Source organism: Bradyrhizobium sp. SZCCHNR2028 (assembly GCF_032380995.1).
Classification (GTDB): Bacteria; Pseudomonadota; Alphaproteobacteria; order Rhizobiales; family Xanthobacteraceae; genus Bradyrhizobium.
In genome coordinates, this window is the sequence record NZ_JAUHJF010000006.1 from 91,516 (window position 1) to 107,173 (window position 15,658).

The 15,658-nt window shown below is 66.1% G+C and carries 13 protein-coding genes; 9 read left to right on the plus strand and 4 right to left on the minus strand.

Features of this window, described 5'->3' with window-relative positions; all coding sequences use genetic code 11:
* Positions 1 to 203 precede the first annotated feature (203 nt).
* From QX121_RS12440 to QX121_RS12450, 3 genes are all read left to right on the plus strand, one after another.
* A complete protein-coding gene (locus QX121_RS12440) occupies positions 204 to 668 on the plus strand; it encodes an Rrf2 family transcriptional regulator (protein ID WP_315812062.1) in 465 nt (154 codons plus the stop codon).
* A complete protein-coding gene (locus QX121_RS12445; protein ID WP_315797290.1) occupies positions 658 to 1,365 on the plus strand; it encodes a class I SAM-dependent methyltransferase in 708 nt (235 codons plus the stop codon). Before QX121_RS12440 ends, QX121_RS12445 begins: the two co-directional genes overlap by 11 nt.
* 262 nt (positions 1,366 to 1,627) lie before the next feature.
* Positions 1,628 to 2,947 carry a hypothetical protein gene (locus QX121_RS12450; RefSeq protein WP_315812063.1) on the plus strand — a complete coding sequence of 440 codons (1,320 nt, stop codon included), beginning with the start codon at positions 1,628 to 1,630 and terminating at the stop codon, positions 2,945 to 2,947.
* A gap of 57 nt (positions 2,948 to 3,004) precedes the next feature.
* On the opposite strand, the gene QX121_RS12455 is transcribed toward QX121_RS12450, so the two are convergent.
* Positions 3,005 to 3,895 carry a hypothetical protein gene (locus tag QX121_RS12455; RefSeq protein WP_315812064.1) on the minus strand — a complete coding sequence of 297 codons (891 nt, stop codon included), beginning with the start codon at positions 3,893 to 3,895 and terminating at the stop codon, positions 3,005 to 3,007.
* 170 nt (positions 3,896 to 4,065) lie between these two features.
* On the opposite strand from QX121_RS12455, the gene QX121_RS12460 reads away from it, so the two are divergent.
* Positions 4,066 to 4,428 carry an EAL domain-containing protein gene (locus QX121_RS12460; RefSeq protein WP_409999334.1) on the plus strand — a complete coding sequence of 121 codons (363 nt, stop codon included), beginning with the start codon at positions 4,066 to 4,068 and terminating at the stop codon, positions 4,426 to 4,428.
* A gap of 230 nt (positions 4,429 to 4,658) precedes the next feature.
* On the opposite strand, the gene QX121_RS12465 is transcribed toward QX121_RS12460, so the two are convergent.
* The gene (locus tag QX121_RS12465) at positions 4,659 to 5,840 is read right to left on the minus strand and encodes a substrate-binding domain-containing protein (RefSeq protein WP_315812065.1); all 1,182 of its coding nucleotides are present in this window, start codon (positions 5,838 to 5,840) and stop codon (positions 4,659 to 4,661) included.
* A gap of 185 nt (positions 5,841 to 6,025) precedes the next feature.
* On the opposite strand from QX121_RS12465, the gene QX121_RS12470 reads away from it, so the two are divergent.
* The 3 genes from QX121_RS12470 (at position 6,026) to QX121_RS12480 (ending at position 9,290) form a co-directional block, all read left to right on the plus strand.
* Positions 6,026 to 6,469 (plus strand): MarR family winged helix-turn-helix transcriptional regulator, encoded by a 444-nt coding sequence (locus tag QX121_RS12470; RefSeq protein WP_315735215.1) that lies wholly within the window; start codon positions 6,026 to 6,028, stop codon positions 6,467 to 6,469.
* Positions 6,470 to 6,810: 341 nt separating this feature from the next.
* Positions 6,811 to 8,718, plus strand: coding sequence for an acyl-CoA synthetase (locus QX121_RS12475; RefSeq protein ID WP_315812066.1), 1,908 nt, complete (start codon positions 6,811 to 6,813; stop codon positions 8,716 to 8,718).
* Positions 8,719 to 8,780: 62 nt separating this feature from the next.
* A complete protein-coding gene (locus QX121_RS12480) occupies positions 8,781 to 9,290 on the plus strand; it encodes a GNAT family N-acetyltransferase (RefSeq protein ID WP_315812067.1) in 510 nt (169 codons plus the stop codon).
* A gap of 135 nt (positions 9,291 to 9,425) precedes the next feature.
* Here the strand turns inward: QX121_RS12480 and QX121_RS12485 are convergent, their stop codons facing one another.
* Positions 9,426 to 10,451, minus strand: coding sequence for a glycerophosphodiester phosphodiesterase (locus tag QX121_RS12485; RefSeq protein ID WP_315812068.1), 1,026 nt, complete (start codon positions 10,449 to 10,451; stop codon positions 9,426 to 9,428).
* Between the two features lie 211 nt (positions 10,452 to 10,662).
* Here QX121_RS12485 and QX121_RS12490 point away from each other — a divergent pair, with 211 nt between their 5' ends.
* The gene (locus tag QX121_RS12490) at positions 10,663 to 11,961 is read left to right on the plus strand and encodes a flavin-dependent oxidoreductase (RefSeq protein ID WP_315812069.1); all 1,299 of its coding nucleotides are present in this window, start codon (positions 10,663 to 10,665) and stop codon (positions 11,959 to 11,961) included.
* A 250-nt stretch (positions 11,962 to 12,211) separates the two neighbouring features.
* Positions 12,212 to 12,646 (plus strand): hypothetical protein, encoded by a 435-nt coding sequence (locus QX121_RS12495; RefSeq protein ID WP_315775699.1) that lies wholly within the window; start codon positions 12,212 to 12,214, stop codon positions 12,644 to 12,646.
* Positions 12,647 to 12,800: 154 nt separating this feature from the next.
* On the opposite strand, the gene secA is transcribed toward QX121_RS12495, so the two are convergent.
* Positions 12,801 to 15,653 (minus strand): preprotein translocase subunit SecA, encoded by a 2,853-nt coding sequence (gene secA, locus QX121_RS12500; RefSeq protein ID WP_315812070.1) that lies wholly within the window; start codon positions 15,651 to 15,653, stop codon positions 12,801 to 12,803.
* Positions 15,654 to 15,658: the final 5 nt, after the last annotated feature.

Sequence of the window (15,658 nt, forward strand, 5' to 3'; positions counted from 1 at the left end):
GCCGAAATCAGCTTGAACGCGCAGGAAAATTCAGTTTTTACGCGCGGCACATTTCTCATCGCTGCGAGGCATGGACCCGCCCGCCGCACGCGGGACGCAGGACCGAATCGCCCGACGGGCAGAGGCGCCGGCGTCGTCGCCCAAGCCTTCATGGCTGGGCCGGCCGGTTGACGGCTGGAATATCATGCCATATTAAAAGTTACATGAGACCCAACAGCCAGTTGTCCGGCATCCTGCACGTCCTGCTCCACATGGCGGAGCACGACGGTCCGGTCACGTCCGAGGCGCTCGCAGCGATGATGCAGACCAATCCGGTCGTGATCCGCAGGATCATGGCCGGCCTCCGGGACAGCGGCTATGTGCGCTCCGAGAAAGGCCATGGCGGCGGCTGGACGCTCGCCTGCGATCTGGCGACCGTCACCCTGCGCGACGTCTACGATTCACTCGGGCGCCCGTCGCTGTTCGCCATCGGCCATCGGAGCGAGACTCCCGACTGCCTCGTCGAGCAGGCGGTCAATGCGGCGCTCGACACCTCCATCCGGGCCGCCGAGACCTTGCTGCTGTCGCGTCTCGGCGCCATCACGCTGGCGGTGCTGAGCGCTGATTTCCACGACCGCCTCGAACGACGGAAGCGACCTCGCAAAGGAGACATTTGTCATGCCGGCTGACATTGCCGACGGCGCCCAGCAGTTCATCCGCGCGTTTTCCGATCCCGAATTCGTCGCGCGCTACACGGATGGTCCGCGTCGCTTCGTGCCCGGTCTCGACGGGCTGCACCGCATGACGGCGGTCCTGCTGGCCGAGCGGGCGCCCGAACATGCGAGGGTGCTCGTGCTGGGCGCGGGCGGCGGGCTCGAGCTCAATGCGTTGGCGGAAGCGCAACCATCGTGGACCTTCGTCGGCGTCGATCCGGCACCGCAGATGCTGCGACTCGCCGAACGCACGCTCGGCGCGCGGACGAGCCGGGTCGAACTGATCGAGGGCACCATCGACGATGCGCCGGCCGGCCCGTTTGACGCGGCGACATGCCTGCTGACGCTGCATTTTCTGGCAGCATCGGAACGTTTGCGGACAGTCCGCGCCGTGCACGACCGGCTCCACCCTGGAGCGCCTTTCGTGGTGGCCCATAGCTGCCTGCCCAACGAGCCAGTCGAGAGGTCGCTGTGGCTGGATCGGTACGCGGCCTATGCCGTTGCGTCCGGCACGGACCCCGAGAGGGCCAAGACGATGCGCGCGACCGTCGATGCCAGCGTCAACATGCTGAGCCCAGGGGAGGATGAAGCCATCCTGCGTGACGGCGGCTTTCGCGATGTTCGTCCATTCTTCACGGCGCTGACCTGGCATGGCTGGATCGGTCACGCCTGAACCGCCGCCGAGCATCACACCTATGCTCCCCGAACGATCGCGATCAGAGCCTGCTAATTAGTTGCCCGGCCTGCGCCGGCATCCGCGCATGTCCCTCCCTGCGGCCCCCGAAGAGGTGGATGACTCGGCTTACGGACAGGCTTCGCGCCGGAGCCCTGCCACGTCTCAGCTTGCGTGATGTCGCGCACGGAGCGCCGGGACGCGATCTGCGACAAACGGCGCGTCACCCGAGGCGAGGTGACGCAACCGAGAGGAGCAGGTCATGAGCTTTTGGGATGATATCGGAGATGCCGTCAGTTTCGCCGTGGACGACGTGAAGGACGTCGCGAAGGATGTGGCGGGTGCGGTCGGTGGCGCGGCGGGCGCCGTGGTCCACACGGTCGAGCACGTCGCCGGCGATGCGGCCCATGCCGTGGGCAGCGTGGTGCATGGCATCGGTGCGCTCGGCGGCGAGGCCATCCATACCGTGGGCGGCGTGCTCGGCGCGATCGGGCACGGTGCCGAGGCGATCGGCGGCGGGCTGCTTCACACCGTAGGCGACGTGGCTTCGACCGTGGTCCATGTCGGCGGCGACGTCCTCCATACCGGGATCAACGTCGCCGGCGACGTGGCGTCCGGGGTCGGCCATCTGGTGCATGGTGACATCGACGGCGTCATCAACGACGTCAAGCATATCGGCGGCGACATCGTCGATGGTGGACTCAAGGTCGGGGGCGACGTGGCGCATGGCGCCCTCGACGTCGCCGGCGACCTCGCACACACCGCGGTCGGCCTCGGCGAGGCCGGGTTGGAGGCGGCCGGCGCGGTCGGCCACGGCGCGCTCGGCATGGCCGGCACCATCGTCGGAACGGCCGGCGAGGTCGGCATGGACGCGCTCGACGCCGCAGGCGCGGTGGTGAAGGGCGGCTTCGACGCCGGCGTGGCGGTGGCCGACGGCGCCATCGGCGTGGTCACCGACAGCGCCTCCGCGGCCGGCCACCTGATCGGCGGACCGATCGGTGAAGCGATCTCCGGCATCGCCCACGGCGCCGATGCGGTCGGCACCGGCATCGTCGATGGCGTCGGCCATTTCGTCGGCGAGGGGCTCAACGGGCTGGCGCAGACCGCCGGCGATTTGAGCCACTCGCTGGGGCAGCAGCTCGACGCGATCGGCCACGACCTGGGCTCGCTGGTCAACGACCTCAGCCATGGCGATCTCGGCGCGGCGATCGGCGACGTCTTCAAGCTGGCCCAGGACGGCCTGCGCAGCGACGGCAGCATCCAGATCGCTCATGCGGGACAGGACGGCGGCAGCCATGGCGGGTTCTGGGACTCGATCGCGCAGGCGATCCATCAGTCCGGCGACAACGTCCAGGGCGGCCAGGGCCCCGGCCCCGGCTTCCCCGGCCCGTTGCACGGCGAGGGCTCGTCGCACAACCCGATCATCGTCGACAATTTCGGCGACCATGGCCATGGGGGCAACACCGGCATCGTGCCGCCGAATTTCGACCACGCGCCGGTGGCCGTGCACGACGCGCCGCACGCCGACTACAGCCACATCGTCCAGATGGACGATTCGCATCACTTCGCGATGCATGGCTGAGACACCGGCGCTCAGCCGGCAGGCATCCCGCCGTGACCGTCACGGCGGGATGTCGCGTCAGGACCGATCGGCGTCGTGCTGGACGATGGCCGGCGGCGCGCCGATCGCCTGCGCGCGATCATGCGGCTGATCGTTCATCGCCGAGAGCGCACACAGCGCCAGCGAGCCCCAGACAGCGGCGCTGAAATACAGCGACATCCAGGCGATCTCTTCCTTCCAGTGCTCGAACTCGTGGGTGACGGTCCAGCGCGTGGCGGAGTCGCGCAAACCGGCGAGCGGATGCAGCAGTGGCGTGCCGGCGGCGCGCTCGATGCGCCAGCGCTTCACATACATCGGGACGTCGATCACGACCAGGAAGGCGAGATAGCAGGCGATGCCGACGAGGCCCGCGATCAGAAGCCCGCGAACCATGCCGTCGAACTCCGGCAGCAGCCGGCCGAGGCCGATGCCGACGAACAGGAAGGCCACCGCCCACAGCGAGTTCTCGATCGCGTTGTAGAGGAAATTCCTGGTGACGACCGCATACCAGGAACAGATCTCGGCAACGACGATCAGCGGCACGATGATGCGGGCCATGTTGACCGCGGTCTCGGCATCCGCGATCGCGCCGAGCTGCGCCAGGATGATGGCCCATTGCGCCGCGAAGGCGATCTCGGCGATGGTCGCCACGGTGCGGCCGACGAACACGCTCGACAGCCAGCTGTCGACCAGACAGATGCGCTGCACGTCGGCGCGCGGCAGCACCGAGCGGAAGGCGCAGCCGAACACATAGGCCGCCGATAGCGCCAGCATCGAACCGGTCTGGGAAGCCTGGCCCAGGGTATTGCTGCCGCCGTTGAGCTGGCGGTACAGGATGAACCAGAACACGATGTTGGCGAGGCTGACGAGCGTCAGCATCGCCCACCACAGACCGACCGGGTTCGACAGGGCTCGCGACTGCGCATGCATCCGGGCACTCCAACTTTCATGTGACTGACATCCGATCGTATTAATTCCGTCACGGAGCGGCAACCCGTTCCGGCCACCGGGGGCGCAAAAGGCCGTGTGCCGGCGAGCCCTGCGGCCGGCGTTGGGAGTTTCGCCACGATGCCCGAGTTCCTTGCAGGAACCCGAAGGCGATCGGCGTCACCGTGGCGATGGACGATTTCGGCACCGGCTACTCGTCGCCGCAGGTGTTTCCCTTCGACAAGATCAAGGTCGACAAGAGCTTCATCCAGTCGGTGGAGACCAGCGTGCACGCCGCAGCCATCATCAAGGCCACCCGGCTGCTCGGGCGCAGCCTCAACATTCCCGTGCTGGCCGAGGGCGTCGAGACCGAGCAGCACCTCGCCTTCCTGCGCGAGGAAGGCTGCGCCAGCGTACAGGGCTTCCTGTTCGGCAAGCCGATGCCGCAGGAGGCCATCAGCAGGATGATTCGTTTGGTCGGAGGTACGCCGGCGGCTGCCGTCGACGTGCAGGCCAAGAAGGCTGCGGCCGCGTGACGGCAGATCTTGTCATCGTGATTGCCTTGCGGCTGAACTGAACAGGCGGCCGCGAATGTGATGGCTCACCCTCCCCTGGAGGGGGAGGGTCGATCGCACGCGAAGCGGGCGAGCGGGGTGGGGTGATGTCTCCACGCGCGCCGGCTCCAGAGGAGAGATCACCCCACCCCGCCTCCTCCAGGGGAGGGTGACCGCGGCACGCAGCCCGGCCAAGCTCGGCGCAGCGTTACTCAGAACGTCCGGATGATCTTGAAATCGAGTCCGTCGGCAGCGGCGAGATGCATCGCCATGCCGGCGCGGCCCTGGCGGATCGTCACCTCACCGCGCGCGCCGGAATAGACGATGTTGCGGCCGGCGGCGGCGAGCGGGCGCAGCGACAGCGAGCCGGCGCGCTCGGCGGCCGCCTTGAGAAAACGCAGGCCCTCGTAGTTCGACTGGCCGACCGATCCGACCGGCGGCGCATCGGCGCCGAACATGGCCGTGTACCGGCTCATGAACGCGTCATTGGCCTTGGAGCCGATGCAACTGAAGTAGCCGGAGGCCGAATACAGGTTCTCGGTGTTGTCGGCGCCGATGCCGAGCAGCACCGTTTCGTCCACCGCGCCGGCGAGACGCAGGGTGGTCGCGGCGAGGCCGGACTCGCCGAACGCGCGATTGAAGGTGATGCTGTCGGTGCCGATCAACGAGATCAGCACGACATCGGGCCTGGCGGCGCGGATGCGCGCCAGATGCGCCTCGTGATCATCCTCGCCGACCGGCACGAACTCCTCGCCGACCACCTGGCCGCCGGCCTCGGTGATGTAGGTCTTGGTCTGAAGGTGGGACTGCCAGGGCCAGACATAGTCGCTGCCGATCAGATACCAGCGCCGGGCGCGCTTGTTCTCCGCCAGCCAGTGGATCGCGGGGCGGGTCTGGCTGTGCGGCGTCTCGCCGATCGCCATCACGCCGGGCGTGCGCTCGCCGCCTTCATAGACCGGCGTATACACATAAGGGGTGCGGCCGCGCGTGAGCCGGCGCAGCGCCAGCCGGACGGCGCTGATATGCGAGCCCATGACGACGTCGATGTCGCCGAATTCGAGCGCGTCCCTGGCACGATCGGTCACTTCGTCCACCGGCCCGCCGGAATCGTAGAACGACAACTCGATCTCGCGCCCGAGGATGCCGCCGCGGCGGTTGATCTCGGACACCGCGAGCAGCGCGCTGTTGGTCGCGGCCGGCCCCCAGATGCCGGGCGAGCCGGAGAAGGTGAGGAAGTTGCCGATGCGCAGCCTGTTCTGGGAGCGGCGCCGCTGGAGACAGTCAGGATCGAACGGGGCGAGTGCGGGAAGGCCGGCCCGCCGGGGCGGGCTCCTGAACAGCAGGGATGGCGGCAGACTGAGACGCCCGGCCGTGACAGATCCTGTCGAGAGCACACCCACTCCTTGGCCGCAACCGTGTCTGGCCCATTGTGGACCGGCGGTCATACGCCGTCAAAATCAGCACGTGTTCGGCAAATATCCTATTCGAAAATGTTGAATGTTCAAGAATTGGGATGCATATAGATCGGGCAGCAACTGCCGGACATTCATTCAAGTCGGGACCGCAAGCGAAATTCACCGTGGCCAAACCGCCCCATCCCAACACCCCCCTCACCGAGCATCTCGCCTACCTGCTCGCGCAAGCCAACCGGGAGATCAACCGGCAGTTGGAGTCGCGCCTGAGCACCGAGGGCGTGCCCGTCGAGCAGTGGCGCATCCTCAAGGTGCTCTCGGACGGCGAGGGGCACTCGATGGGCGATCTCGCCGACGCGGTGCTGCTGAACCACCCGACCCTGACCAAGATGATCGACCGCATGGTGTCGGACTCGCTGGTCTACCGCCGCCAGGACGCCCATGACCGCCGCAAGGTGCTGATGTTCATCAGCGATCATGGCAAGGCGCTGTGCAAGCGGCTGAACTCGCTCGCCGCCAGCCAGGAGGCGCACATCCTGGAGAATTACGGCGACAAGGCCACCGGCGAGCTGAAGCGGCTGCTGGAGAATCTGATCGACGCGGCGAGCTGAGCGGCTGCTGTAGGGTGGGCAAAGGCGCGCCGAGCTACTGATTTGACTAAGACTGACTCTCGCGCCGTGCCCACCATTGCACACCGAGCACGCCGATGGACGGTGGGCATGGCGCGTTGACTGCATACCGCGGAGCAGCACCGGTGGACGCGCCTTTGCCCACCCTACCGCATCCCGCCTGCGGCAAATGTGTCTGCTCGCCCCGGCAACGCCGGGATAGACGCAAGACGAATCCTCCCTCATCCTGTCCTGTGACGATCGCGTTGAACGGACCACAGAGCCCGCGCGCGATCACCGGGCATGCGTGACCGGACGAGGACACGACACAGGGAGGACAGGCCATGGGCATCCATCTGCTCGATCGCGCCATCGGCAGCGATTATCCGACATTCGCCAGCACGGCTGACATCCGCGCCTTCGAACAGATGCCGTACAATGAACGGATCGCCGCGCAGAGCACCTTCGAGGCGCTCAAATGCGGTGCCTCAGCCAACCCGGACGCGCCGGCGATCCAGTTTCTGCAGAATGCCGACCCGGCCGACGCGCCGGTCGTGATCTCCTATCGCGACTTCGTCGCCAGGGTGACGCAGGCCGCGAACATGTTTCATGCGCTCGGCGTCGGCCCCAACGATGTCGTCAGCTTCATGCTGCCCCTGGTGCCCGACGCCTTCGTGACGCTGTTCGGCGCGGAGGCCGCCGGGATCGCGAACCCGGTCAACCCGCTGCTGGAGCCGCACCAGATCGCCGAGATTCTCGATGCCGCGAGGACCAAGGTGCTGGTGGCGCTGGGCCCCCTGCCCGGCACCGACATCTGGCAGAAGGTCGAGAAGGTCCGTGGCGGCCTCAAACACCTCAAGGCGATCGTGCAGGTCCATGGCGGCGGCGGTGATCCGGCGAACGGCATCCACGCCTTCAACGACCTGATCAAGCCGCAGCCGGGCGATCACCTCGTCAGCGGCCGGCAGATCAAGGCCAGCGATACCGCGGCCTATTTCCACACCGGCGGCACCACCGGCACGCCGAAGCTGGTGCGGCACAGCCATGGCAACCAAGTCTACCAGGCCTGGGGCATCAACCTGGTCCTGAAAGCCAAGCCCGGCGGGACGCTGCTGTTCGGCATGCCGCTATTCCATGTCGGGGGATCACTGACGCAGGCGCTGCAGACCCTCTCCGCGGGCGGCAGCCTCGTCGTGCTCTCCGGTGCCGGCTGGCGCAACCCGAATGCGGTGCGCAACATCTGGGGCCTGGTCGAGCGCTTCAAGCCGGAGACGCTGTCGAGCGTGCCGACCGTGCTCGCCGCGACGCTGGCTGTGCCGCAAGGCGCGGCCGACATCTCCAGCCTGCGCTATGCCGCGGGCGGCGGCTCGGCGATTCCGGTCGCCGTGGGGCAGGCGATCATGGACAAGCTGAAGCTGCCGGTGATCGAAGTCTATGGCATGACCGAGACTGCGAGCGTGCACACCATGGCCTATCCGGACCAGCCGATCCGGCTCGGCTCGGTCGGCCTGCCGCTGCCCTACGCCAAGGTGCGGATCGTCAAGCTCGATGCCGACGGCCGTTATGAGCGCGATTGCGCGGCGGATGAGATCGGCGTCGTCATCATGGCCGGGCCCGGCGTGTTCTCAGGCTATCTCGACGACGCCCACAACAAGGGCGCGTTCATCGACGGCCATTGGGTGAACTCCGGCGATCTCGGCCGGCTCGATGCCGACGGCTTCCTCTGGATCACCGGCCGCGCCAAGGACCTCGTGATCCGCGGCGGCCACAACATCGATCCGGCGCCGATCGAGGAGATTTTGTTTCAGCATCCCTCGGTCGGCTTCGCCGCCGTGGTCGGCCAACCCGACGCCTATGCCGGCGAGCTGCCGATCGGCTACGTCCAGCTCAAGCCGGGGGCTGCCGTGCAGCCGGGCGAGCTGGAGGACTGGGTGCGCGCCCGCACGCCCGAGCGCGCCGCCGTGCCGGTGCAGATCATCCCGATCGACCCGATGCCGGTCACGGGTGTCGGCAAGGTGTTCAAGCCGCAATTGCGCTGGGACGCCGCGACGCGCGTGTTCACCAAGGTGCTGTCGCAGGTCACCGACCGCGGCATCGATTGCAGTGTGAAGGTCGGCCCGCACGGCAGCCACGGCAGCATCGCGACGGTGACGTTGCGCAACGTGCCTGCGGAGACCCGCGAGGCGGTCGAGAACGAGGTGCACACCTTGCTGGCGCCGTTCGTGATCCGGCACGAGGTGGTGATGGGGTGAGCCGCGATTGCGCGTGAGACAGCCGTCTCGGCATTTGATCGGGACGGTGGTGCTCTGGCACGATGCTGACGCGTTTCGTCACGTTTGCCAGGCCGGAGACGATGAACCCAACCGACGTCACCGTCGCGATCGAAGATGCCAGACAGGCTGATGTCGCCGACCTGATCGCGGAGGCCAATGCCTACCTGCGGACGCTATACCCTGCTGAAAGCAATCATCCCGTCGATGCCCACGCGCTCTCGGTGCCCGGAGCCGCATTTTTTGCCGCCCGCCGTGACGGGACGCTGCTCGGATCGATCGCCCTTCGGCTCATTGGCCCAGGACATGCCGAGATCAAGCGATTGTTCGTCCGCGAAACCGCCCGCGGCTGTGGGCTCGGACGCAGGCTCCTCATGACATTGGAAGACGAGGCCCAAGGTCGCGGGCTTGGCCGCGTAAGCCTCGAAGTGGGCATCAGACAGCCGCAGGCGATCCAGCTCTATCGCAGCTCCAGCTATCAGGATTGCGGGCCGTTCGGGATCTACCGACTCGATCCGCTCAGCCTCTTCATGACCAAACGGCTGGTGGCTTGACCAGGCTGACCCGAACGGTGCTTGGGTGTCCGGATGCATCGAACGTGCAGTCAGGGGGAGTGACGAAAGATCGGACAACAAAGTATCCCCCGCGCGGCGGCGCCTCACCCCGACGCGTGAGAACTCTCGGCTCCGCTACTCCGGATGCGCCTTTGGCTTCGTCGATTGCAGCCGCAGCTCGCCTGTCGGATTTGCCACCCCCTTGTCGGCAGCAACCTTGCGCAGCACATCCGGCCGGTCGGAGATGATGCCGTCGACGCCGTCATCGATCAGTTGCGCCATGTCCGCGGGCTTATTGACCGTCCAGACCACGACCTCCAGGCCAAGCGCATGCGCCTCGGCAATCAGCTCCGGCGTGACATCGGTAAAAAAGGGCGACCACACCTTGCCGCCGGCCGCGTGAATCGTCCGCGGCAGCGAGCCGCCGTGATCGGCGGGGTTGAAGCCCGCGGTCCAGCGCGTCGCCTCGGTCGGCGACACCGTGGGCGTCTTGCCGCTTTGCCGTGACAGATAGACGGTGGAGATCCTTGGCGCGCGCTGCTGCACCAGTTGCAAGGTGCGCCAGTCGAACGACTGGATCATGACCCGGTCGGTGAAGTGCTCGGCCTCGATCAGGCCGAGCAGCAGGGATACGAACCGATCGGGGTCCGGCGCTTCATTCGGGAGCGCTGGATCGAGCTTGGTCTCGATGTTGAGGCGCACACGATCCTTGCCCGAGCCCCTGACGAGATCGATGACCTGCTTCAGGGTCGGAATGCGCGGCGGCGGGACGTCCCCAGAGATCACCTGCTGCTCCGGAAACTGCCTGGCGTAGTCGCTGCCCGGACGGATCTGGCCGACGTCGTAGGACTGCACCTCCGCAAGCGGCAGATCAATCAGGAGCGGCCCGGGCGGCGCAACGTAGTTGCCATCGGGGGCGCGGACGAGATCGGGATTAAGCCGTCGCTCATGCGAGACCACCAGCACGCCGTCCCTCGTGACGCCGACGTCGAGCTCGAGCGTGTCGACATGAAAGGCCAGAGACATCTTGAAGGCCTGCAGCGTGTTCTCCGGATACAGCGCGCGCCCGCCGCGATGGGCCTCGATGTCAAAGGCCATGGCAGGGCTCGCAAGCCCGAGCAGCAACAGAGCGGCGGTGAGGAACAGGGTGGGACGGTGCATGGCACCAGCCTACCACGGCAGCGCGGAATGCCCATTCCCCTTGTCTCCGCCGGGCATCTGAACTAGGCCTTTCACCATCGGACCAGCCGACAACGCTGGCCAAGGACGGATCGAAGGGAGGCGATCCGCACGCGCAGCAGCGCCGTGCCTGCATCCCTTTGCCCCTCCTTTCGCGTTCTGCTTTCGAGTTCACGTGCGACGGACCATGCCCATGACCGATCTTCCCGTAATCATCGCCGGCGGCGGCATCGGCGGCCTCGCGACCGCACTCACATTGCAGCAGATCGGCGTGCCCTGCATCGTCTACGAGAGCGTGCGCGAGATGCGGCCGCTCGGGGTCGGCATCAACCTGCAGCCCAACGCGGTGCGGGAATTGTATGACCTCGGCATCTCGGCCGATGATCTCGACCAGGTCGGCGTGCCCGCGCGCGAATGGGCGCTGGTCGGGCTGAATGGCAACGACATCTATTCCGAGCCGCGCGGCCTGCTCGCCGGCTATGGCTGGCCGCAATATGCCGTGCATCGCGGCAAGCTGCACATGCTGCTGTACAGCCGGCTGGTGGAACGCGCCGGCGCTGGAAGCGTGCGGCTCGGCAGTCGCGTTGCGGGCTACGAGAAGAACTCGGACGGATCGGTAACGGCCCGCATCGAGCATGCCGATGGATCGCGCATCGAGACGCGCGGGCGGCTGCTGATCGGCGCCGACGGCATCCACTCGGCGGTGCGCGCGCAGATGCACCCCACACAGCCGCCGATTCATTGGGGCGGCGCCGTGATGTGGCGCGGCGTGACCTGGGCGAAGCCGATGCGCACCGGATCGTCCTTCGTCGGGCTCGGCACCCATCGCCATCGCGTCGTGGTGTATCCGATCTCGCATCCCGACCCGAAAACGGGGCTGGCGCTGATCAACTGGATCGCGGAAGTGACGATGGACAACACCGAGGGCTGGAAGCAGACGGGCTGGTTCCGCCAGGTGCCGGTCAAGGAGTTCGCGCATCATTTCGCCGGCTGGACCTATGACTGGCTCGACGTGCCCGCGCTGATCGCCGGTGCCGACGGCGCCTATGAGAACCCGATGATCGACCGCGATCCCGTGCCGACCTGGGTCGACGGCCCGGTGGCGCTGATGGGCGACGCCGCCCATGCGATGTATCCAACCGGCTCCAACGGCGCCAGCCAGGCCATCGTCGACGCCCGCGTGCTCGGCGCCTCGCTGCTGGCGCACGGCGTCACGCCGGCCGCGCTCGCGGCCTATGACGACAAGCTGTGCGGCCCGATCTCGCAAGTCATCCTGCGCAACCGTGGCGCCGGCCCGTTCGGTCTGCTCAACCTGGTCGACGAGCGCTGCGGCGGCACCTTCACCAACATCGACGACGTCATCCCACCGGCCGAGCGCGAGGCGTTCATGGCCGGTTACAAGAAGGCCGCGGGATTCGCCATCGAGCAGTTGAACGCGGCGCCGCGGACGATTGCGGAAGGCGCGCGCGTTGAGGTGGTGAAGGCCGCCTGATCCGAACTCAGCTGATGCCACGAGCAAGCACGCGACGCAGCAGCGCGACTGTTGACCTTCCATGACTTGTTGCTGGCAGAGTTAGAGTTTATGAGTTGGGCAGTGTAGATCGCAGCATCGATTGGGACCCAACGGTTGGCCGGCAAGTCAAGCTCCGCAGGACCCCACTGCACAGTATTCCAGCGATCGGACTCCCTCCGCCAATATTCGGCGGAGGCCTCTGTAATCTTTTTTGGTGAGTTGACGGATCATGCAACGACCCGACTACGCGGCGAACTACGAAACTTTAATGGCGGTAGTCACCCATCTTGCAGTGAACAAGTGGCCAGCTCGCCAACCGAAAGGCATTGCGAAAGATCTATCGATAGAGAATGTCGATGCGGTGCGCGGTGTGTTAAGGACCTTCAAAGGGCTCTTTCGAGAGTCGAGAGGCGTGTCGCGAGATCATGGAGAACCGCTCTACTCACTTCATTTGAGACATTCTCGATTCGTCGTTGCTGACGAAGAGCAGGAACGCCCCCCGCTCAATACTGAAGATCTATTCGCTCTTCTTCGTTTGGTTTCAGAGAAGGCAGCTCAGCAGACCCAACAAGCTTCCGCCCTCAGGATCGCAGCTCTTACTTCAATAATCTCGCTGATGGTTGCTGCCGCATCGCTACTCGTGGCCCTTCACAAGGGCTTATGACGCATTCCTTAGGCAGGTTTCGACATCCGCTCCAACCCAGAACGAATTATTCGTCAACGCGAGCGCAGCTAAGCAATCCAGAGCTGATTGCGAGACTCTGAAATTGCTTCGCTTGCGCTCGCAATGACGATGGAGAGACTGCCTCAGTCCGCGCTTAAGCGTACCTGCCGTGGCAGTGCTTGTACTTCTTCCCCGAGCCGCAGGGGCAGTCCTCGTTGCGGCCGATCTTGCCCCAGGTGGTGGGGTCGTTCGGGTTACGCGCTTCGGCCGGGACCGGAGCGACGCCGGAGGACGGCACCACGGAGACGTTGGCGAAGGCCATTTCGTCCTCACCGGTGTTCGGATCGACGTGGTGCGCCTGCATCGGCGGCAGCACCGGCTGCTGCTCCTCCGGCGGCACGATCTCGACGCGCATCAGTTGCGCGGTGACGGCCTCGCGCAGATGCGCGATCATGGCCTCGAACAGCGTGAAGGCTTCCGACTTGTACTCCTGCAGCGGATCGCGCTGGCCGTAGCCTCGCAGGCCGATGACCTGGCGCAGATGGTCGAGCATCACCAAGTGCTCGCGCCAGAGGTGGTCGAGCGTCTGCAGCAGGATGGTCTTCTCGACGTAGCGCATCACGTCGGGGCCCCATTGCGCGACCTTGGCGGCCATGCGCTCGTCGGCATGGGTCTCGATGCGCTTGAGCAGCTCCTCGTCGGCGATGCCCTCTTCCTTCGCCCATTCGTCGACCGGCAGGTCGATGTCGAGCACACGCTTCAGCTCCTCCTTCAGGCCGGCGACGTCCCACTGCTCGGCATAGGCATGCTCGGGCACGTGCTTGGCGACGAGGTCGTCGATGAAGGCGTGACGCATGTCGGTGATCGTCTCGACCACGCTCTCGTCCTGCATCAGCTCGACGCGCTGGTCGAAGATCACCTTGCGCTGGTCGTTCTGGACGTTGTCGAACTTCAGGAGGTTCTTGCGGATGTCGAAGTTGCGCGCCTCGACCTTCTGCTGCGCCTTCTCCAGCGCCTTGTTGATCCAGGGGTGGATGATGGCCTCGCCTTCCTTGAGGCCGAGGCGGGTCAGCATGCTGTCGAGCCGGTCGGAGCCGAAGATCCGCATCAGATCGTCTTCCAGCGACAGGAAGAACTTCGAGCGGCCGGGATCGCCCTGGCGGCCGGAGCGGCCGCGCAGCTGGTTGTCGATGCGGCGGGATTCGTGGCGCTCGGAGCCGATGATGTAGAGGCCGCCGGGCTTGGTCACGGTCTTGGCCGGCTTGGAGCCCTTGGCGGGCTCGATCTCGACGGTCTCCTCGGCCTTCAGCACGATCTCGCGGAAGCGGGCGATGTCGGCCTTGATCTGCTCGATCTTGGCGGCCTTCTCGGCCTCGTCGGTGATCCCGGCGGTCTCCTGCTGCAGGCGCATCTCGAGCGAGCCGCCGAGCTTGATGTCGGTGCCGCGGCCGGCCATGTTGGTCGCGATCGTGATCGCGCCGGGCACGCCGGCTTCGGCCACGATATAGGCTTCCTGCTCGTGGAAGCGCGCATTCAGCACCGCGAACAGCTTGGCCGGCTTGCCGGCGCGGGCCGCCGCATAGAGCTTGTCGAGCGCCCGCTCGCTGCCGAAGTCGATCTGCTTGTAGCCATGCTGCTTGAGATAGGCGGCCAGCACTTCCGACTTCTCGATCGAGGCGGTGCCGACCAGCACCGGCTGCAACCGGGAGTTCGCCCGCTCGATCTCGGCCAGGATCGCGGCGTATTTCTCCTGCTGGGTGCGGTAGACCTCGTCGTCCTCGTCGAGACGTGCGACCGGCAGGTTGGTCGGGATCTCCAGCACCTCGAGCTTGTAGATGTCGAACAGCTCGTCGGCCTCGGTGGCGGCCGTGCCGGTCATGCCGGCGAGCTTGGCATACATGCGGAAGTAGTTCTGGAAGGTGATCGAGGCCAGCGTCTGGTTCTCGGGCTGCACCGGCTGGTGCTCCTTGGCCTCGAGCGCCTGGTGCAGGCCTTCGGAATAGCGCCGGCCCGGCATCATGCGGCCGGTGAACTCGTCGATGATCACGACCTCGCCGTCGCGGACGATGTAGTCCTTGTCGCGCGTGAACAGCGTGTGCGCGCGCAGCGCCTGGTTGATGTGGTGGACGACGGAGACGTTCTCGACGTCGTAGAGCGACTCGCCCTTGAGCTGGCCGGCATCGCGCAGCAGGGTCTCGATCTTCTCCATGCCGGCTTCGGTGAGCGTCACCGTGCGCTGCTTCTCGTCGACCTCGTAGTCGGTCTTGTCGAGCTTCGGCACGAAGGTGTCGATGGTGTTGTAGAACTCCGAGCGGTCGTCGAGCGGGCCGGAGATGATCAGCGGCGTGCGCGCTTCATCGATCAGGATGGAGTCCACCTCGTCGACGATCGCGAAGAAGTGTCCGCGCTGGACCATGTCCTCCAGGCGGTACTTCATGTTGTCGCGCAGATAGTCGAAGCCGTATTCGTTGTTGGTGCCGTAGGTGATGTCGCAGGCATAGGCCGCCTTGCGCTCGGCATCGTCGAGGCCGTGCACGATCACACCTGTGGTCAGGCCGAGGAAGCCGTAGATCTGGCTCATCCAGCCGGCGTCGCGGCGGGCAAGGTAGTCGTTCACCGTCACGACGTGGACGCCCTTGCCGGCCAGCGCGTTCAGGTAGACCGCGAGCGTCGCCACCAGCGTCTTGCCTTCGCCGGTCTTCATCTCGGCGATGTCGCCCTCGTGAAGCACCATGCCGCCGATCAGCTGGACGTCGAAATGGCGCTGGCCGAGGGTGCGCTTGGAGGCCTCGCGGACGGTGGCGAAGGCCGGGACCAGGATGTCGTCGAGCGTCTTGCCGTCGGCGAGCTGCTTCTTGAACTCCTCGGTGCGCGCCCTGAGCTGCTCGTCGGTCAGGTTTGCGAGCTCCGGCTCCAGCGCATTGATGGCGTTGACACGGGACTGATAGCCCTTGACGCGACGGTCGTTGGCGGAGCCGAATAGCTTACGGGCGAGCGCGCCGATCATTGCTG